This window comes from Pseudoalteromonas sp. NZS11_1 (genome assembly GCF_015864275.1).
Classification (GTDB): Bacteria; Pseudomonadota; Gammaproteobacteria; order Enterobacterales; family Alteromonadaceae; genus Pseudoalteromonas; species Pseudoalteromonas arctica.
Map to the genome: position 1 here is coordinate 118,206 of NZ_JADYXK010000006.1, position 19,755 is coordinate 137,960.

General features: G+C 39.1%; 17 protein-coding genes. 10 read left to right on the forward strand and 7 right to left on the reverse strand.

The features are described 5' to 3' along the window. Positions 1–203 precede the first annotated feature (203 nt). The 6 genes from I6F44_RS07065 to I6F44_RS07090 all read left to right on the forward strand — a co-directional run bounded on the left by I6F44_RS07065 (position 204) and on the right by I6F44_RS07090 (position 9,154). Positions 204–1,697 carry a peptide MFS transporter gene (locus I6F44_RS07065; protein WP_197173512.1) on the forward strand — a complete coding sequence of 498 codons (1,494 nt, stop codon included), beginning with the start codon at positions 204–206 and terminating at the stop codon, positions 1,695–1,697. A 145-nt stretch (positions 1,698–1,842) separates the two neighbouring features. Further along, positions 1,843–4,587 (forward strand): metallophosphoesterase, encoded by a 2,745-nt coding sequence (locus I6F44_RS07070; RefSeq protein WP_197173513.1) that lies wholly within the window; start codon positions 1,843–1,845, stop codon positions 4,585–4,587. A 303-nt stretch (positions 4,588–4,890) separates the two neighbouring features. Then, positions 4,891–5,937, forward strand: coding sequence for a 4-hydroxyphenylpyruvate dioxygenase (gene hppD / locus I6F44_RS07075; protein WP_024589439.1), 1,047 nt, complete (start codon positions 4,891–4,893; stop codon positions 5,935–5,937). A gap of 136 nt (positions 5,938–6,073) precedes the next feature. Continuing rightward, positions 6,074–7,387, forward strand: coding sequence for a fumarylacetoacetase (gene fahA, locus I6F44_RS07080; RefSeq protein WP_197173514.1), 1,314 nt, complete (start codon positions 6,074–6,076; stop codon positions 7,385–7,387). Positions 7,388–7,518: 131 nt separating this feature from the next. Next, positions 7,519–8,682: a M23 family metallopeptidase gene (locus tag I6F44_RS07085; protein ID WP_197173515.1), complete on the forward strand. Its 1,164-nt coding sequence runs from the start codon at positions 7,519–7,521 to the stop codon at positions 8,680–8,682. Next, positions 8,672–9,154, forward strand: coding sequence for a bactofilin family protein (locus I6F44_RS07090; protein ID WP_024607173.1), 483 nt, complete (start codon positions 8,672–8,674; stop codon positions 9,152–9,154). The genes I6F44_RS07085 and I6F44_RS07090 overlap by 11 nt, the downstream gene beginning before the upstream one ends. A gap of 21 nt (positions 9,155–9,175) precedes the next feature. Here the strand turns inward: I6F44_RS07090 and I6F44_RS07095 are convergent, their stop codons facing one another. After that, entirely contained in the window at positions 9,176–9,649 is a 474-nt protein-coding gene (locus I6F44_RS07095) for a hotdog fold domain-containing protein (RefSeq protein ID WP_024607174.1), read from the reverse strand. A 183-nt stretch (positions 9,650–9,832) separates the two neighbouring features. On the opposite strand from I6F44_RS07095, the gene I6F44_RS07100 reads away from it, so the two are divergent. The 3 genes from I6F44_RS07100 (at position 9,833) to I6F44_RS07110 (ending at position 12,205) form a co-directional block, all read left to right on the forward strand. Beyond that, positions 9,833–11,032, forward strand: a complete 1,200-nt coding sequence (locus I6F44_RS07100; protein WP_197173516.1) for a multidrug effflux MFS transporter — start codon at positions 9,833–9,835, stop codon at positions 11,030–11,032. Then, on the forward strand, positions 11,029–11,673 hold the full coding sequence (locus tag I6F44_RS07105; RefSeq protein WP_024607176.1) for a LysE family translocator: 645 nt from the start codon (positions 11,029–11,031) through the stop codon (positions 11,671–11,673). Before I6F44_RS07100 ends, I6F44_RS07105 begins: the two co-directional genes overlap by 4 nt. Before the next feature lie 67 nt (positions 11,674–11,740). After that, entirely contained in the window at positions 11,741–12,205 is a 465-nt protein-coding gene (locus I6F44_RS07110; protein WP_002958191.1) for a methylglyoxal synthase, read from the forward strand. A gap of 19 nt (positions 12,206–12,224) precedes the next feature. On the opposite strand, the gene yegD is transcribed toward I6F44_RS07110, so the two are convergent. The 6 genes from yegD to I6F44_RS07140 form a co-directional block, all read right to left on the reverse strand. Continuing rightward, a complete protein-coding gene (yegD, locus tag I6F44_RS07115) occupies positions 12,225–13,589 on the reverse strand; it encodes a molecular chaperone (protein ID WP_024607177.1) in 1,365 nt (454 codons plus the stop codon). A gap of 62 nt (positions 13,590–13,651) precedes the next feature. Continuing rightward, complete coding sequence (locus I6F44_RS07120; protein WP_197173517.1) at positions 13,652–14,491, reverse strand: DNA ligase; 840 nt, start codon at positions 14,489–14,491, stop codon at positions 13,652–13,654. Positions 14,492–14,524: 33 nt separating this feature from the next. Continuing rightward, positions 14,525–15,181 (reverse strand): HAD family hydrolase, encoded by a 657-nt coding sequence (locus I6F44_RS07125; protein WP_121954875.1) that lies wholly within the window; start codon positions 15,179–15,181, stop codon positions 14,525–14,527. A 75-nt stretch (positions 15,182–15,256) separates the two neighbouring features. Next, positions 15,257–15,556, reverse strand: a complete 300-nt coding sequence (locus I6F44_RS07130; protein WP_121954876.1) for a hypothetical protein — start codon at positions 15,554–15,556, stop codon at positions 15,257–15,259. A gap of 104 nt (positions 15,557–15,660) precedes the next feature. Then, positions 15,661–17,937, reverse strand: a complete 2,277-nt coding sequence (locus I6F44_RS07135) for a TonB-dependent receptor (RefSeq protein WP_121954877.1) — start codon at positions 17,935–17,937, stop codon at positions 15,661–15,663. A gap of 433 nt (positions 17,938–18,370) precedes the next feature. Further along, positions 18,371–19,231, reverse strand: a complete 861-nt coding sequence (locus I6F44_RS07140) for a mechanosensitive ion channel family protein (RefSeq protein WP_007581304.1) — start codon at positions 19,229–19,231, stop codon at positions 18,371–18,373. Positions 19,232–19,432: 201 nt separating this feature from the next. Between I6F44_RS07140 and I6F44_RS07145 the strand changes: the two genes are divergently transcribed. Next, the gene (locus I6F44_RS07145) at positions 19,433–19,642 is read left to right on the forward strand and encodes a hypothetical protein (RefSeq protein WP_024590275.1); all 210 of its coding nucleotides are present in this window, start codon (positions 19,433–19,435) and stop codon (positions 19,640–19,642) included. The last annotated feature ends 113 nt before the right edge of the window (positions 19,643–19,755 follow it).

Sequence of the window (19,755 nt, forward strand, 5' to 3'; positions counted from 1 at the left end):
AGGTATATGTATACTTGAGCGCAATTGTAACTAGGATAAGGGTGTGTCTCTTACCTTGTGGTGTTACTGCCATATAGCAAATCATTATCTTAGCTACAAATAATATACTGATGGTCGAGCATTTTAGTGGTTACAAATTCTAAAATAGCTAAAGCAAAAAATTATAAGGCCATCATAACAATACTTAAAGTTAGGAAGTAAATATGAGTTCAGCTCCAGATAGTGGCTGGTTTGGCCACCCTAAAGGACTTTCAACATTGTTCTTCACTGAAATGTGGGAACGAATGAGTTATTACGGTATGCGAGCTATGCTCGTATTATTCATGACAGCAAGCTTACAAGAAGAAGGTTTAGCCTTTACTGTTGCCTCAGCTGCTGCAATTTATGGTTTATACACAGGTGCGGTATACTTTTTAGGTTTACCAGGTGGCTGGCTAGCAGATAGATTGTTTGGTGGTCAAAAAGCAGTATGGTATGGCGGTATAATCATTATGATTGGTCATATTATTTTGGCTATTCCACATGATTATTCTTTCTTCATTGGCTTAATATTTGTAGCGACAGGTACTGGTTTGCTAAAACCAAATATCAGCGCAATGGTCGGCCAACTATACAGTGATGCTGATGAGCGTCGTGATGGCGGTTACGCTATTTACTACATGGGTATTAACTTAGGCTCTTTAATTGGTTACTACGTTTGTGGTTACTTTATGGAAAACGTAGGTTGGCACTGGGCGTTTGGTGCAGCAGCTGTTGGTATGGCTATTGGTTTGGTGCAATATAAGCGCTCACTTAATAACTTACCAGAGCATAGCGCTTTACCAGCAAATCCATTAGGTCCTAAAGGCACTTCTCGCGCATGGGTTGGTATTGCTGCGTTTGTAATTGCAGCGGCTGCAGTTACTACGGCTGCAATGACCGGCGCAATTGTAATCAATCCAACAGTGGTTGCAGGTTACACAGCGATTGTATTTACTATTATCTTTTTTGTTTATTTTGGTGTTATTTACTTTACAGGTAAATTAACAGATGCCGAAAAACAAAGAATGTGGGCACTATTTTTAGTCTGTATTGCTTCTGCATGTTTTTGGTCTGGCTTTGAACAAGCCGGTTCTTCATTAAACCTATTTGCCCGTGATTACACCGACCGCCTTATTGGTACTTTTGAAATCCCTACAACGTGGTTTCAATCATTAAACTCACTGTTTATTATTGCTTTATCGCCATTTTTTGCAGCGCTTTGGATTAACTTATCTAAAAGCTTAGTATCACCTAGCTATAGCGTTAAGTGTGCAATTGGTTTAATTATCATGGCATCAGGCTTTTTAGTTATGTTTATGGCGGCTCATTACGCAGCTGAAGGTTTAAAAGTAGCGCCTTACTGGCTTGTTACTACGTACTTTTTACATACAGTGGGTGAGCTTTGTTTAAGCCCTGTAGCGTTAAGTGCTGTAAGTAAGTTATCGCCTAGACGTTACACAGGTCAAATGATGGGTGTATTTGTATTAACTTACTCAATCGGTAATATTATTGCAGGTTTACTTGCTGGTAATTTCGATCCGAATAATGTTTCTGAAATTCCTAACTTATACTTACAAATTGCATTATTTAGCATTGGTGTTGGTGTTGTTTTAGTACTAATGACTTTTAAAGCTAAAGTATGGGAAAAACAAGGGTTAGAAGAGAAAGTCTCTTAATTGTTGTTTATTTTTAATATAACAACATAACCGATACATTCCTCCATAGCGTCTATGGGGGAATTTTTTATTCAACTTTGCCCCACTCTCGTTAACTGATATTATGTCCTGATTGATTATTGAATAGACTCAGGGACATCCGTAGATGCAATCGTTAACGATATCACGTGTTATTATATTTATATTTCTTAGCTTTGTTTTAACTGCCTGCGGTGGCGGCGATGAAGTGACGGTTAATCCAAACGATCCTGTTGAGCCTGAACCTAGTAAATTAACACTATCAAGCGCTAATGGCTTAAACGTTACATTAGACGAAGGCAATTTTATATTTAATGCACCTTCCAGTGCTATTTCTAGTGATGTAGAGCTTACCTACGAGAAAACATTATTAGACGAGACGAATATTCAACAAAATATAATTTCTGATTTACATGCACTTACGCCCTCCACACTTACCCTTGAAAAACCTATTACCATTACAATAAAAATCCCTGATGACTATGCATTAGGCGGACAACTGTTTATCGCAAAGCTATCGGGCGCTAATTGGGACACTGTTACAAATTCAATCGTTTTAGATGGATTTGTTAGCGCTCAAGTAACAACACTGGGCACATATGCAATACAAATGCAGCGCAATGAAGCTTTCGCAAATATCGGCCCAACTTGCGATGCTAACGCAACAGAGCAGTCAGTAAGGTTTGTCCACGTTGCAGACTTACATGCTCGCTTTGGCTATGAAGAGCAATATTTCAGTCGTATAAAAGCCTACTACAATCAAGTAGCAAGCCAAACCCCGCACACCTTATTTACAAACGGTGGTGACGACTATGAAAAAGGCACTGTTGCTGAGCAATTATCACAAGGTACTGCAACAGAAAAAGCTATTAAAGCAATGCAGTTTGACCTACGAGTCGTTGGAAATCATGATTATGCTTGGGGCCCAGAAAAATTACTAAGTTATTCCCAAGACGAGAATGCAATCGTACTCGCTAGTAATACTCGTTATGAAGGAGAGCAACTACAAGATTTTGCAGGCGTAGGATTTGCAAAAGTACAAGTAGGGTGTATTACACTTGGTGTGTTTGGCATGACTTCTGTGCCGTGGAATGAGCTAGATGAACCAATTCAAGATGATCCGATCCCTGATTTTATTAAACAATTTAAAATGAGCTGGCAATGGCAACAAATCGCACAAAGCATAGTAAACCAATACAGTGGTGATGTAGATTACATAATTATGTTGAGCCATTTAGGTGTAGGCCTAGATACTGATATGGCAACAAACGTACCCGGTATCGACTTAGTACTTGGCGGCCATACACACGGTGGGGAAAGCTACACAACCCTTGATAACGGCGCTATTGTTTTACAACCGGACTTTTACGCTAAAGGTATTACTGACTTAACGCTTAATTTTAATTTAGCTGATAAATCATCTCCAGTTGTTGATTACAAAACGATTGAAACCGATACAATTGATGAACGCGATGAGACAACAAAACTAGCAATAGATGAGATAATGGGGCGTTATGCTCCCGATGCAGAAACTGAAATCGCTATTTCTGAAAACTATCCAACTGATGCGCAGCTAGCCGAAATCACCGCCTTAGCCGCAAAACATTCAAGCACAATTAGCGCAGCATTACTTAATCCTGAACTAGTACAAAAACGCTGGACACCCGGCACGCTTACTCAAGAAGACTTCCATAAAGCTTTTTACGTAGAAAGGCAGCCATCAAATACGTCTGGGTTTAACTCGATTTATAAAGTCACAGTATCAGGAAGCGACTTAACAGCGATGTTTGCAAGTCAACCAGATTGGTTTTTACTTAAACCTGAAGATATACAACCCACAAATAATTACGAAGTTGCACTATTTAAAGGAGCAGCTTTAAACCCTGATTTATTTTTTAATGGTGTTACATTCTCAAACGTAGAACCGATAGCCGAAGCTTGGTGGCTACTTGATAAATATGCACGTGCTAGAACAAGTCAGTGCCTACACCTTAACACTGACACCGAACTTTATTCATGCAACAACTTAGCAAATGTAACCGTATGGAATTTTGACGATCCAACAAACCCACTGACCCCAGACTTTGGTCCATCGGTTTTAAACTACTTTGACCCAGAAAATGACGGTTGGGGCCCCGAAGACACCCGCTATGAGACAACCACTGATCTTAATATTGGGGATTTAACTGATGGTCCTTCTGGTGTAATGGCGTTTTCTCGCCACGCTCCAACAGAAGGTTTACTGATTGACTTAAACACACCAGCAAATGGTGACTTTGCAAATGAAGGAATGGTGTCTGACTACACCTTAGTAATGGATTTATACTGGCCCGCAGAAGGTAAAGATATTTACCGTGCAATTATGCAAGCAAACACAACTGATTATCTTAATGATGATGCCGATATGTTTATTGACCCAAGCGGCGGCTATGGACAAGCAACTAGCGATAGCGGCTATTTTGGCAATACACAACCCGACTCTTGGCATCGTATAGCTTTTGTATTTTATACAGCACCTACCAACGGGGTGTTTGAAGTCTATATAGATGGAGAACTTGCTGGCGTAAAAGAGGATGGCGAAATCGATAGTCGCTGGGCACTCAATCAATCTGTATTGCTTTTTACAGATAACAATTACGAGACAGTACCAGGGTACTTAAACTCGCTGCTTTATGCTGGTCGTGCTATGACTCGCGGTGAAATTAAAAGTATGGGCGGCGCACAACAAAAGTTGTCCTTTGAGCAACCAACGCGAGTGTTAAATCAAACGATTGAACGTCACTATCAAGCTGCGCCAGCGATAAAAACAAACCAATGGATTGAGCAACGTAACAAGTTCTTTGGTAGCAACTCTAAAAGTGTAAATAATTAAATACAACTAAGCTTTTGCTTGTTCATTCTAAAAGGAGGCTTCACGCAGGTGAACCCTCCTTTTTGTTATTTAAAAACAACACATTAAGAATAAAAACCACTATTCAATCCTATGCCATATAACTTCATTTTATTTAACTGTATTACAAACACGTAACTTTATAATAACCGTCCTATAAAATTTACACATGCACTACATACTAAATAGTGCCCCCCTCTTCCCCAAATCAAGAATCTGGTTGATTATCTACTGCAATATGACAACAACACATAATCGCAGTGCTTAATTGCGGGAGTAATAATAATGAGTGAAGTAAATAACTATTTAGGTTTAGTCGGTATTGAATTTACCGAGTACGCAACACCTGATGCTGATTATATGGATAAAGTATTTACTGATTTTGGCTTTTCTAAGCTTAAAAAATTCAAAGGTAAAGACATTGTTTATTACAACCAAAACGATATTCATTTTTTACTGAATAACGAGCGTGAAGGTTTTTCTGCAGAATTTGCTAAAAGCCATGGTCCTGCTATTTGTTCAATGGGTTGGCGTGTTGAGAATGCGCAAAAAGCATTTGAAACTGCAGTAGAGCGTGGTGCAAAACCAGCCACTGATTCAACACATAAAAACATGCCTTACCCTGCAATTTATGGCATTGGCGACAGCCTAATTTACTTTATTGAGAATTTTGGCGACAAAGGCACTATTTACGAAAGCGATTTTGAAGATTTAGAAACGCAAAATGTTGTAGAAGATAAAGGCTTTATCCGAATCGATCATTTAACCAATAACGTTTATAAAGGCACCATGGAAAAGTGGGCTAACTTTTATAAAGACGTATTTGGTTTTACAGAAGTACGTTACTTTGACATTAAAGGTCAAAAAACAGCGCTTATTTCGTATGCACTTAAATCGCCATGTGGCACCTTCTCTATTCCAATAAACGAAGGTAAAGGTAACGATAACAACCAAATTGATGAATACCTTGGTGAGTACAACGGCCCAGGCGTTCAACATTTAGCGTTTTTAACAGATGACCTAGTAAGTTCTCTTGATAAGCTTGATAAATCAACAATTGCAACGCTCGATATTATCCCAGAGTACTACGATACTATTTTTGACCGAGTACCTTGGGTTGCTGAAGACAAAGAAAAAATTCGTCAGCACCAGATACTCGTAGATAGCCAAAGTGAAAATTGTTATTTATTGCAAATTTTCTCTAAAAACTTATTTGGTCCAATCTTTATAGAAATGATCCAACGCGTTGATGATGGTGGCTTTGGTGAAGGTAACTTTCAAGCATTATTTGAATCAATCGAACGCGACCAAGAGCGTCGCGGCGTTTTATAAAATATTTGAGTAAATTAAAAGCAGCGAACTTCGCTGCTTTTTGTCGTTTTAATATTTAAAAAGTATGGCGCCAAGTACAAGTATGATTAAATAAACTATACCTTGTCGCCATATAGTAAAATCCAAAGGAAATGTAATGAGCCTAATTAACGAAACCCACGATATTAATTTAACCAGCTGGGTAGAGTCAGCTAATGTTGATAATTGCGACTTCCCTATTCAAAACTTACCGTTTGCAGAGTTTCGCCGTAAAGGGTCTGATGAGGCCTTTCGTGGTGGTGTTGCAATTGGTGACCAAGTAATTGATTTAGCAAAACTGAGTAAATTAAATGTTTTAACAGGTGACGCTAAAACAGCCGCTGATGCAGCAAGTGAAGCAACTCTAAATACATTTATGGGTTTAGGGGGGCAGTATTGGTCAGCACTTCGTTTAGCGCTTTCAAAAGCACTACGAGCAGGTTCTGAGCACCAACAAGCGCTTAGCGATACGCTTGTAGCACAATCTGATATAGAGTTTTCTTTGCCTTGTCGTATCGGTGATTACACCGACTTTTACACTTCTATTTATCATGCTACAGCCGTAGGCAGTTTATTTCGCCCTGACAACCCGTTATTACCTAACTATAAATGGGTACCTATTGGTTATCATGGTCGCTCTTCATCTATTGACGTATCGGGTCAAACATTTCATCGCCCTAAAGGCCAAACTAAGGCGCCTGATGCAGAAGTGCCGTCATTCGGTCCTTGTAAACGTCTTGATTACGAACTAGAACTGGGTATTTACTTAGGTAAAGGCAATGCACTGGGTGATGCAATCGCGATTGAAAATGCAGAAAACCACGTATTTGGCTTTTGTGTATTTAACGATTGGTCAGCTCGCGATTTACAAGCTTGGGAATATCAACCGCTTGGTCCTTTTTTAGCTAAAAACTTTGCCTCAACTGTATCGCCTTGGATTGTTACAACCGAAGCGCTAGCGCCTTATAGAACAAGCTGGACGCGTGATGAAAACGATCCACAGCCTATGGACTATTTAGAGTCAAAAGCGAATCGCGACCAAGGTGCTTTTGATATTCAAATGGATGTTAAAATCCAAACGCAAAAAATGCGTAGCGAAGGCCATAACCCAACGCGTGTATCAACATCTAGCTTTAAGCACTCTTACTGGACTGTGGCACAAATGGTTACTCACCACACAGTAAATGGCTGTAACTTTATGCCAGGTGACATGTTAGGTTCGGGCACTCAGTCTGGTCCAACGCACGAAGAAGCGGGTTCTTTACTTGAACTATCTCGTGGCGGTAAAGAAAAAATTACGCTAAGCAATGGCGAACAACGTAGCTTTTTAGACGATGGCGATAACGTTATTATGCGCGGCTGGTGTGAAAAAGAAGGCTATGCACGCATAGGTTTTGGCTCTGTAGAGAGCACAGTACTGCCTACAAAGTAATACGAGTATTAAAAGGGCTGCTTACTAAAAGCAGCCCTTTTTTATTAATTTTTGAACAGTTACAATTTTTTTCTAGCTTTTTTAACTCAAATTGCTATCTTAATTCGGTTAATAGCCAGTGTTTATATGCCATGTCAGTATTTATAAAGTCTTTTTATCATAAATTTTTCCCAGCTCGTCAGCTACTTATTCGCCAAAATGGCGAAGTTAAGCATGTTGTTTTAGCCTCTTGGTTTCAACTTTTTGTAGCATCGCTTATTTTAGCCACTTTTATTTGGCTGAGTATTTCGAGCTTTCGTGTTTACACACAAACTAATAAAATATCTGACATAGAACAAAGTCAAATAAACAAGCAAACACTTTGGCAACAAAAAGTCAGTGAGCAACAAGCCCTTCAAGCAACGCAGTTAGAGCAACTTGCGATACTTGAGCAAAAGCAGGCGCTACTGCAAAGCATGATAGAGTCCCTTCCTGCTTCAATTAGCAAAGATGTTATTAAGCTTGATACAGAACTTGATGTACCTATTAATGAAAATGGCAATGAATTTCACGAACCATTAGTCGATGAAAATCCAAAAAGTAAGCAGGCGCAGTTAATAGCTCCAATTCCATTCGCAACAAGAATTGCCAATTTGAATAATCATTATGAACAAAGCTTTAACTTTTTAGATAACCAAATTAGCGAACGTCACCAAGCTATTTTAGCTATGGTTAAAGGCGCAGGAATTGAGTCAGCGCTTGAGCAACACTTAATATTAAGTGCCCAAACAACCGCACAAGGTGGCCCACTTGATACATTTAACGAAACAAAAATTCCAAGCCACTTTTTAGCCATCGTTGATAAGTTATTAGCATTAAATAATTTAGAAAACTTTTTAACTGAACTACCAAACACCCTCCCCTTAGCTAAAGCTAAATATTATATTTCGAGTAGTTTTGGTCTTAGAAAAGATCCAATGAATAGTAATCATGCCTTTCATAAAGGAATTGATTTAGCCGGTTGGCATAAAACCGAAATATTCGCCCCAGCAGACGCTGTAGTGCTTCGTGCCGGTCGCAATGGTGGTTATGGTAACTTTATTGAGCTTGAACATAAAAATGGCTTAGTGACTCGATTTGGACACTTAAATAAAATTAAAGTAAAAAAAGGTCAGTTAATCACTAAACATGACGTAATTGGTTTAATGGGCAGCACAGGCAGAAGTACAGGTACTCATTTACACTACGAAGTATTACTTAATGGTAAACAAGTCAATCCTCTAAAAATAACAAAGGCGCTTTCTCGTGTTTGGTAGAAAAAAACAAAAAACAGTTAGCTCTAATTTAAAAAGAGTAAATCACACACCGTCTATTATTTCTGAAGACGTACGCCTTACAGGCACTTTAGTTAGCCAAGGTGAAGTACAGCTTGATGGCCGTATTGATGGCGATATAAAAGTGGAGCATTTAGTTATTGGCTCAACGGGTGTTGTTGAAGGTATTGTTGAAGCTAAAAGCGTCATTGTTAAGGGTAAAGTTATTGGCTCAATTAATGCTAGTGAAGTAAAAGTACAAAGTGGCGCTCATGTTCATGGCGATGTGTTTCACGATACATTGAGTATTGATGCAGGCGCAGTAATTGAAGGCAGTTTAAAGCAACGCTTTGAAAAAGAAGAGCCTGAACTAATTTCGAAAGAACTTAAACCCGCAAAAGAAGTTAAAGCATTGTTGAAGGAAGATGGCAGCGACTTATCGTTTGTAAATAAACAAGCCGCTGATAAAAGCTAAGTCAAATCAGCTTAACGTAAGTTACCTTTTTTCAGTAATGTACATAGTAATATCTGCAGTGAAAACAAGCTCATTGCGGGTATTATACAGTTTAACCGGTACTACTAAGTCTTCTTTATCAATCCACCTATGCGGTAAATCAATTTCAGCGACTGCTCTTACATCTGTATCTACTTTAGCCAGATACCTAACTGTCATCCCTTTTGGGATCCAACGATGCGTTTTAACTGGCACTGTTGCATCTACCATTACACCCGCACACAACTCAGCTAAGTTACACTGCGCAATAGCATGAATAGTTCCAATATGGTTATGGACGCTGCGACGATTTTTTACCACCGCACTACAATGCCCTTCTCGAAGATCGAGCACGTAAGGTTTCATCGAACCAAAATATGGCGCTTTAAAACAAACAGCTTTAGTAAAAAGCCAGTTCCCAAAAGGTAAGCGCTTAAATTTGTGCCATGTTTGTACAAGTGCGGATTTATTACTCATTATTATTTTCCATCAACAGTTACTTTTTTCAAATTAACACATCAGACCAGTTTTAAAAAGTGCATTTACACTGCCTTTTTAGCTTAATCCAATCAAAAAATAAAAATGACAACCTATGCAGGGGTCATAAGCCCTTTCTTTTTTACGAGTGCCCACCTAAAATACTCGGCAAAAGGAGACTCAATGCAAACACAGCCCGCTAAACCTAATATGACTTTGTTACTTATCCTAGCGTTACTCGTTATATTTTGCCCTATGGCAATCGATATTTACTTACCCGCTTTTCCTACTATTGCAGAACAATTTGCAGTTACAGAACAACAAGTTCAGCAAACCGTTGCTATTTTTATGCTAACAGTAGGTTTAGGCCAATTAATTGCGGGGCCTTTGGCCGATAGGTTTGGCCGAAAGCCAGTGGCTATAGTGGGTATAAGTTTATATGCAGGCTCAGCATTACTTGCCTATTACTCGCCTTCTTTTGAAGTATTGATGATTGCACGTGCTCTTCAAGGTTTTGGAGCCTGTGCCACATTTGTTGTCGCATTTGCGATAGTGCGTGACAAATATGGTAGTGAACGAAGTGGACAAATGATCACTTACCTTAACGGGATTGTGTGCTTTATTCCGGCAATGGCACCTATTTTAGGAGCTTGGCTTACCGTACAATTTGGCTGGCGTATGAACTTTATGTTTTTAACCGCGTTTGCCATTGTAGGGCTTGTTGTTACGCTATTCTTTTTTAGAGAAACTCGTCCTGCTGATAGCCATTATCAGGGGCATATTTTAGATTTACGTCGCTTTACACCTATTATAAAAACACCGGTATTTTTGTTTAATAGCCTAATTTGCATGGTCTCAATGTCGGCAATATTAGTTTATGTGACGCTAGCTCCAGGCTGGCTTATTACACATTTAGGCGGCACAGTAGCCGACTTTACTTTTTGGTTTACGCTAAATGCCGTAATAAGTATTGTCGCAAGTTTTATATTACCAACGTACATTAAACGAAATAGCCAGCGCGCTTTGCGTGTAGGCGTAAGTATACTGGTTTTCTCAGGGTTATTAATGCTAGCCCTTAGCGGTATAGAGACGGCATTTGCGCTTATGTTACCTATTTTAATTGCAGCATTAGGCTTTGCTTTAAGTTTAGGGTCGGCTGCAGGTATGGCTCTGTCGAGCTTTCCTAAACAAGCAGGCACAGCCTCGGCATTACTTGGTGCTATGCAAATGAGTGGCGCGAGTATACTCGTTGTTTTAACCCAATATTTGGGGTTAAGTACACCGTGGTTAATTGCTTTTCATTTATTATTACTAGTTCCGCTTTGGATTATTTTAATTAGCAAAAAAGCACATACTTTACACCCAACTAAAAGCGCTCAATGATCAATCCTGATTTTTTAGTCTCGTTTTTATTAGCCAGCTTTTTAATGGCTGTAGCACCTGGGCCATCAAATGCATTTTTGATGGCACAAACATTTGCTAATGGTCGAAGCGCCGGTATGCAAAGTGCTTTTGGTTTTGCATTAGGTGGGGTTATTCATACTCTATTTGCTGTTGTAGGCCTAAGCGCAGTCCTAAAAGCTTCCCCAAGTGCCTATGCCGCAGTGCAATATGCAGGCGCAGCATATTTATGTTATTTGGGGTTTATGATGATTAAAGGCACGCTAAAGCAGCCAGAGCCTATATCTGATGACAAGCAAACCGATAAACCGCATATAAGTACCAGTAAAAAAAGTAATGTCATGTTTCAAGCCATGATGACTGAAGTGCTAAACCCTAAAGTGGCGCTGTTTTTTATTGCATTTATTCCGCAATTTGTAGATCCAACGCTTTCATCTACTACTTTTCAACTCGCTTTTTTTGGCTTGCTTTACCCTATTTTTGCTTTTCCGATTGACTGCACGTATATTTATTTTGGCGACAAAATTGCACAGTTTTTTAGACGTAACCCAAATAGCCAACTTTGGATTGATAGGATCACCGGCATTGTATTTATAGCCCTTGCTATCAATCTATTATTTTAACTAACCTGCACTTTGGTTAAGAGATTTATTACCCAGAGTTTAAGCTAACTAATAAAAAAGAATCAGCATGGAACAAAAAACACAATCTCTTCCCGCACAAAAAAATATTGCTTTAGTTGCCCACGACGGTAAAAAAGCAGCATTAAAATTATGGTGTGAAAAGCACAAAGAAATACTAAGTAAGCACACTTTATATGGCACAGGTACTACAGGGCATTTAATTCAAAAAACCACGGGACTTGATGTAGTTCAGCTTTTAAGTGGTCCTATGGGCGGCGATCAACAACTTGGCGCTAAAATAGCTGAACATGAGATACATGTTTTGATATTTTTTTGGGACCCATTAGCATCACAGCCTCATGACCCTGATGTTAAAGCACTGCTGCGTTTAGCCGCTGTTTGGAATATTCCGGTGGCGTGTAATGAGGTGAGTGCAGATATGTTATTAAGCTCACCACTTATGGATGTAGAGCTTGAACGTACATTGCCAGATTACGAAAAATACCTCGCAACCCGACAAATAGATCTTTAAACCTCAATTGTAATCTAGGTTATTTATAAAGCATGCTGGCCCATTTAGTCAGGCCAGCAGTTACACTACCAAAGTGGTCCCCGTTAACCATTTTTATATTGCCTAAGTGCTCACTTAAAGCCGCTTTAATCAATGGTGATTGTGCACTACCGCCTGTTAAGTAAATAATGTCTGGCGTGGTCGCAGCGTCGCTGATTGCTTGTTTTGCTAAAGTAACTATTTGGCTAATACTACTCTCAACGGCAACAGCTAAATCGCTTACCGATACATTTTTATTCAGCCCACTATCTAAAAAGCTTAAATCACAATCAAACGCACTAGCTGATGAAAGTGCTATTTTAGCCGCTTCACCTTGTTGTACTAACTGATGACCTTGCTTGTTTTGCTGTAAATGTATTAAACGCTTATAAAGCTCAGGCGCACTTACATCACGTAATTGTGCATTTAGCTCTCGGGTATGGCTTTCACTATAAAATTGGCTTTGTAAGTTTACATCGTTAATTTTACACGCTTGCCAAAACGCTTGATTAGGCAAAGGTAGACCTGATTTAAACGTACTGCCTAAACCCAATAACGGCATTAAACCATGAAAGCTCAAAGCAATATCTAAATCGTTTCCGCCAACACGTTTACCACTGTGAGATAAAAAATCGCCATCGCGCTGGCTATTTCCTCTAAAACTCGGACCCATTTGTACAAACGAGCAGTCACTCGTACCACCACCAATATCAATAACGAGTACTTTTTGATCCTGAGTTAAATCACTCTCGTAATCGATACCCGCAGCAAGTGGCTCATATAAAAACTCTACGTCTTTAAAACCAGCGCGTTTAGCAGCGCGTTCTAAAATACCAACGGCTTGCTGATTTGACTGCTCACCACCCACAGCTTGAAAGTTTACTGGGCGACCAATCACTGTTTGTGTAAGTGTTTTACCTAGAGAGAGCTCAGCGCGTTGCTTAATTTTTAAGATCATCGCGGTTGCAATATCTTCAAAAAAGTTAATTTGACCTTGCTTTAAACCTGTTGCGCCAAAAAATGATTTAGGGGACTTAACAAAGTAGCCTTCTTCAGGGAACTGCACGTACTCGCTAATCGCTTCACGACCAATAAATAGGGTTTCATCTGAAGGCTGTAAATCAAGGTCTGACTTAATACGAGGCAAGGTATTTAATAATGCTTGGCGCTGTGCTAAAAAGTCATGCTCATGGGCTGTGCCATGTAAGTGCTTAGCAACAAAGTCAACAACCAAGGCACTGTGATGAGTGTAAAGTGTAGACGGTAAGTAATGTTTTCCTTGCTCTAGCGGTACTAATTGAACATTACCCTCGCTCATTACACCCATAGCACAATTAGAACTACCGTAATCAAAACCTACAAACATACTTCACCATACATTACCAAAAAGGCCGCGCAATTTAGCACACTTTGTAAAAATTATAAATGTTATAAACTATCTCTTACTCGTAAAAAACTAGCAAAACGCGGTAAACCGTTTTTTGTTAATCCATGAAATCGGTACGTTACAGTGCTACCTATCTCAGGCGCCGTGGAGCGCTCTGCATCACTAAACCCAGTACCAATAGAAAACACCTGCCCTTGTGCTGTTTTTACCCTTAATGCCCCTAACATACCTTGGTATTTTCCTTTACCTGGTAAATGTGCAATCACAACCGCTTCTGCATCTAAATAAGGCTTTAGTTTTAGTAATGCATTGCTTCGACCATTGCTGTGCTTAGCACTAGCCAAATGAAGCATTACGCCCTCGCCGCCCTGCTTAGTTATGTTTTCAAAATACTCTGTGAGCTGCTCATTATTAGTAAAGCTATATTGGACTACAACACTAATGTGCGGCGAGTTTAGGCTAGTAATAAGCTCATTATAGTTTTTATAGCGAGTGCTAAAAGGCAGATTTTCATCTGGCATATCAAATACTTTATAAGTAGTAGTTTGCCAATCATGATTATTAGGTTTTTTAGTTCTTACTATGCCACTAAGCGCAGAAAAGTGCTCACGCTTGGTCCATAGCTCACCATCAAGCCATACATTTGGCAATGGCGCTGTAAACCAACTCGGCGCATTGATAATATTGCCCTTGCGAGTAACAAACTGCGTGCCGGTCCATATAGCTCTTACGCCATCATATTTTTCACTAACTAAATACTTACTTACATCGTAATGTTTAGTTTCGTTATATACTTTAGCCAGTAAAACAGAGGGTTGTGCTGCACTTATACATTGCGTAAAAAGTACAACAATTAAAAGCAGGTGTTTAATAGTAAACATTGGCGCATCCAAGCAAGTAAAAGTTGGCTTAAACTATAGTTGAGATTGCACCCATTGCCAAAACTCATCTAAGTTACTCATTTTATAGGTAGCTTGGCTAAAATCGTGATCTTGAGTATGGCTATTAGCAATGGCTACAACACGTAACAAGGCGTTGTTGGCAGCCGTAACGCCGGTAAATGTATCCTCAACAGCAATTGCATTGCCAGCTTGTATATTTATTTGCTTAAGCGCCAATAAATATGGGTCTCCTGCAGGTTTAGGATTAGTTACATCGTCTTTTGTTACCACCGTGTCAAACAGTTCATAAAAGCCTAAACCTTTAAGTATTGGCATGGCTTCACTTTTAGCACTGCCTGTTACTAATGCCATTTTTAAGCCACTCGCCTTTACAGCTTTCAACGTTTGCTCTGTAAACGGCATCAGGGGGGGTAAATGTGTTATTACATATTCACCAAATAAACGGTATTTTTCATCCGCTAAAAATTGTGCGGTTACTGATAAGTTATGCTCTTGCTTAATTTCTATTGCAGCTTCTAAAGTAGGCCGTCCTGAAAAACGCTGACAAAAATCACTTTCTAAATAACTAACACCATAAGGCTTAAGTAGTTGACTCCAACATACAAAGTGCATGCTTTCTGAATCAACTAATGTGCCATCCATATCAAATAATACTGCTTCTAATGTCATCCTCATTCCTTATTTAACTTGAGCTAAATTTTGACAATAAAAAAGGCGCCTTAAGCACCTTTTATATAAATACAGTTATTGCGTTAAGCCTGCTGGCGGCTCACCCGTTGCTTCTTCACCCGTATCAATATCAACAAGCTCGTAGCCGCGCGTTTTACGCATAACTTTAAGTACAGGCTTTTCAAATGCTGTTTTTAAACGATCTGAGTCATCTTTCAACTCATCAAGTGTTGTACCAAAAGGGGCTGCGCCAGTTTCTGACCAGTTAGTTACTTTACCATTTAGGTTATATTCTACTTCGTGTATTTGATATTGCGCTGCTTCGTCTTTCGTTGCTTCACAAAAAATTACACGGTAATTCCAAAATCCAGCCATCTTTTTATCTCTTTAAATTAATTAACGCTACTTTACCAGCTTTATAAAAACATAAAAGCCTGCACAAGGCAGGCTTTTAAAATTAATACTATTTAGGTTAACGGTTAGAAAAAGTTAACTTTAAATTCAGCACCAACATAGCGTTCTTCGTTAACAATACCTGTATTGTTGTTAAAGTCTACAGCACCAATAACTTGTTGCTCGTCGAACAAGTTACGAACAAACGCAGCTACTTCGTATTCGTAATCGCCTTCAGACCATGTGTAACCTGTACGAAGACCTGTTTCAATAAGCTCTTTACCTTCAAACTCTACTGATTCGTAAAGGAACATATTGATTTTACTACGGTAAGAAATATCACCGCTAGCAAAGAAATTACCATCAGCTAATTCTTTAGTGTAGCGAAGCGTAAAGTTAGAGATCCACTCAGGCGCATGCGGTAAGCTGTTACCATCAAGTATTGCACGATCTTCAGGACCAAATGCACCAGCTACTTGGAAAGTCGGGTCTGTAACCGTACATTGAGCACAAACAGCCACAGCTAAATCGTTATCTTTGATTTCAGTTTTGTTGTAGCTTAAGTTAAATGTTGCATTAAACTCATCGCTTAATACCCACTGCGTATCTAACTCAAAACCATAGCCAGTCGTTTTATCTGCATTAACTAAACGGTTAAAGTTAGCACCACCACCTACAGCAGTAAGTTGCTGGTCATCCATTGTGTAGTAAAATACAGTCGCGTTAACACGACCTTGGCCATCTAACACGTCTGATTTAATACCTGTTTCGTACGATGTTACAGTTTCTGACTCAGCAGTAGTTACATCATCACCAAACAAAATACGACCTTGTAAACTAGGTGCTCGGAAGCTGTTTGCTACACGGCCGTACCAGTTAACATCATCGTTTACTTTGTAGTTTGCAGATAAATCCCAGCTAACATGGTTGTCACTAACATCACGTTCTACAAGTAAAGCACCACCGCCGATCGGGCTAATTGTACGGTCTGCTACAAAATCTTTATCATCGTCAGAGTAGCGAAGGCCTGCAGTTACTTTTAAATCATCTGAAAAAGTATAATCTACAGAACCAAATACAGCCCAAGCTGTTGTATCTTGTTGCTGGCGAACATATCCATTTAAAACACCGCCTTTCTCAGTGTCATAACTAAAGTTTTCAATAGTTAGCTCTTCATCAAAGTAAAATACACCTACTTGATAATTTAAATCACCATCAAAGTTACTCGATAAACGTAGCTCTTGCGTTAATTGGTCGTGTTCTGGAATGCCATCAGCACTTTCTGAAGAAAAGAAAATAATTTCAGGACCGCTTTCTGGTGCAGCGTCAAAACCGCCGTAACCACCATCGATGTCAGCGCGAGAATATATTTCAGCGCTTTCCCATGCAGAAATTGAAGTGATTGTGTGGTTTTTAAGTTCCCACTCAAGCTTTAAGCTTGCACCTTCAGATTCTACTTGTTGAGTAGAACGTGATGCGGCATCTTGATAAACAACATCACTTTCGTAGTTATCTACAAGCTCATTTGTGCCAGGTTTAATTACGTTTGCACGAAAGGCAATTGGAGAGCCGTCTAAATCACGTGTGTGATAGTTTAATAAAGCAGTAAAATCATCGCCTTCATATAAAAACTGAACGCGCGCTGCTTTTTCAGTGTAACCACCTTGCTCATCTTTCGCTTCAAAGCCTGGCGCTTGGTTATCAATGTAATCGTCTTTATCTTGCCATAATAATGAAACACGAGCAGATAAACGGTCAGTAAGAGCACCACCTACAGCGCCACTTGTGTCTACAGCACCGCGGCTACCGTATGAAACAGAGCCATAACCATCAAATTCTTGGCTTGGTTTAACAGTATCAAACTTAACAAGGCCAGCAGGCGTGTTACGTCCAAATAAAGTTCCCTGTGGTCCACGTAATACTTCTACGCGTTCAACATCAAATACTGGGAAGCCTTTTAAAATTGCATTTTCTTGAACGACTTCATCAACAACAAGTGATACTGGTTGTGATGCATTCAAATCGAAATCGGTATTACCTAAACCACGAACGTAAAAGCGTGGGAATGAACGACCAAATGAAGATTCAATTGATAAACTTGGAATTTTCGCATTTAAAAAACGAATATCCATACCAGCTGAGCTATACGCATCAAGGTTATCACCTTGTAGAGCAGATACTGCTACTGGTACTTCTTGAGCGTTTTCTACACGTTTACGAGCTGTTACCTGAATAACTTCTAGTTGGTTACTTTTTTTAGCTGCTTCTTCAGCGGCTAAAGAAGAAAATGAAGTACCTGCTACTGCAGAGAACAACGTTGCATTGATTAGGGTGGCTAACGTAGATCTTTTCATTGCTTTCATGTTGGGTTTAACCTTTTTTGTGCACTCTTGTTCAACGGTTTTTTGTGTTGCGCTACTTATACCTTGAAGGTAAGTTGCGGGCTCGTTCAATTTTTCGCGACTTGCGTCATGCGCGCGGACCTTATTATCGAGAGTACAAAAACGATGCTATAAGGCTGAACGAACGATTAAGATTATATCATTTTGTAATAATTTTACTGCATAAATATTGACATAATTAGAAACTTTTTTGCAACATTTAACTACAAGATTACGCATTTTTATCACTATTTAGATGCAAAAACCTAATAGTGCGGACATATGTCCTTTGTTGGTTTTAATAAACTGGAGTAGGAAGAATGGATTGTTTTACATGTTAACCTAAAATAGAAACATCTACTTATATACAAATAAAGCCATCCAAAAATGACTTTAAATAGCTACTGTATTTGGATTATGAGCGCTTAAACGCAATTTCACCGTCGATATGAATGTCGCGCTGAGGGAAGGCAATCACTACATCATGCTTTTCAAATACAGCGTAAATACTAAAACGAATATCACTGCGCACTTTTCTAAGCATGGTTTCAGACTCGGCGCACACCCAAAAAATAGCATTAAATACGAGCGAGCTATCAGCAAAGTCATCAAATAATACCGACGACTTTGGATTAGCCAATATTGCTTCATGATCATCAAGCACTTGTTGAATAAGCTTTTTAACCAGTATCACATCTGAACCGTATGCAACACCTACACTGACCGATGAGCGTGCATTGCCATCTATTAGCGTCCAATTTGTTACTGTATTTTCGAGCAATTGAGAATTAGGAATAAGCATATGTACGCCGTCATTTCGACGGATACGCGTTGAGCGAGTGTTAATTGTTTCTACTACGCCTTTTGCATTCCCTACCTCTAAAAAGTCACCAATACGTATTGGGCGTTCCCACATCAATATCCAGCCACTAATAAAGTTATTTATTATGTTTTGCGCACCAAAGCCTACACCAATGGCTATTGCACCCGACACAAAAGCAAACGCAGTCAGCGGTATGCTTAATACTTCTAAAGATGTAAAAATTAAAATTGCGATACTTAAAATAAAGTAGATACGTGTAAATAAATGCACGGCATCTTGGCTTAGTTTTTTTGCCAATAATGTTTTTGTTATTAGCTTGCCAATACGCGTCACAATAAACCAAATAGCGAAAAGTATTAAAGGCACTTTAATAATTTTTGCTACGGTAATGTGTACATCGCTGTAACTAAATACAACAAAGGCAAGAATTTGGTTTATGTGTTCTAAGGTCATTTATTTTCCAAAACAAGCAAAGGAGCGCTTTAAATTAAAATCGCTATAAAGTGAAAGCGGTTCAGTGTTGGGTAAGTTTAGCAGTCATAATATAACTAAAACGCCAAGTTAATAAGTTCAATATGCTTTTTATGAACAATTTATTAACTCTTTATTGCACCGAGTGCTATATAAATAGTGTACAAGCACTGGAGATCACATATGACACAACTTACTTTAAATCAAAGACTCGCTACTTTGCAGCCGCAGGTAGACTTACATTTATTTGAAAGCAGCCTAGATTACCGAAATAAAATTTTGTGCCTTCTTGCAGAACAAGAGCAAACACTGGCATCTATCAACAAAGAGTTTGGCCAACAACAACCTAGCAACTTTGGCTCTGAGAGAAAATTTGTACTTGGATATAACTAAGCAATTATGACTCAACGACTTATTAAGTAGCTCAGGTGTTTACTTTTAGAGCTACTTTTACCTCCCTTAAAGCTAAATATTAGCTAATTTGCGTTCAAATCCCCCTTAATACC

Coding starts and splice junctions, on each gene's coding strand:
- I6F44_RS07140 (WP_007581304.1), bottom strand. CDS start 19,231: ATGACCTTAGAACACATAAACCAAATTCTTGCCTTTGTTGTATTTAGT.
- hppD (WP_024589439.1), top strand. CDS start 4,891: ATGAGTGAAGTAAATAACTATTTAGGTTTAGTCGGTATTGAATTTACC.
- yegD (WP_024607177.1), bottom strand. CDS start 13,589: ATGTTTGTAGGTTTTGATTACGGTAGTTCTAATTGTGCTATGGGTGTA.
- I6F44_RS07110 (WP_002958191.1), top strand. CDS start 11,741: ATGGAACAAAAAACACAATCTCTTCCCGCACAAAAAAATATTGCTTTA.
- I6F44_RS07135 (WP_121954877.1), bottom strand. CDS start 17,937: ATGAAAGCAATGAAAAGATCTACGTTAGCCACCCTAATCAATGCAACG.
- I6F44_RS07125 (WP_121954875.1), bottom strand. CDS start 15,181: ATGACATTAGAAGCAGTATTATTTGATATGGATGGCACATTAGTTGAT.
- fahA (WP_197173514.1), top strand. CDS start 6,074: ATGAGCCTAATTAACGAAACCCACGATATTAATTTAACCAGCTGGGTA.
- I6F44_RS07065 (WP_197173512.1), top strand. CDS start 204: ATGAGTTCAGCTCCAGATAGTGGCTGGTTTGGCCACCCTAAAGGACTT.
- I6F44_RS07120 (WP_197173517.1), bottom strand. CDS start 14,491: ATGTTTACTATTAAACACCTGCTTTTAATTGTTGTACTTTTTACGCAA.
- I6F44_RS07145 (WP_024590275.1), top strand. CDS start 19,433: ATGACACAACTTACTTTAAATCAAAGACTCGCTACTTTGCAGCCGCAG.
- I6F44_RS07070 (WP_197173513.1), top strand. CDS start 1,843: ATGCAATCGTTAACGATATCACGTGTTATTATATTTATATTTCTTAGC.
- I6F44_RS07085 (WP_197173515.1), top strand. CDS start 7,519: ATGTCAGTATTTATAAAGTCTTTTTATCATAAATTTTTCCCAGCTCGT.
- I6F44_RS07105 (WP_024607176.1), top strand. CDS start 11,029: ATGATCAATCCTGATTTTTTAGTCTCGTTTTTATTAGCCAGCTTTTTA.
- I6F44_RS07100 (WP_197173516.1), top strand. CDS start 9,833: ATGCAAACACAGCCCGCTAAACCTAATATGACTTTGTTACTTATCCTA.
- I6F44_RS07095 (WP_024607174.1), bottom strand. CDS start 9,649: ATGAGTAATAAATCCGCACTTGTACAAACATGGCACAAATTTAAGCGC.
- I6F44_RS07130 (WP_121954876.1), bottom strand. CDS start 15,556: ATGGCTGGATTTTGGAATTACCGTGTAATTTTTTGTGAAGCAACGAAA.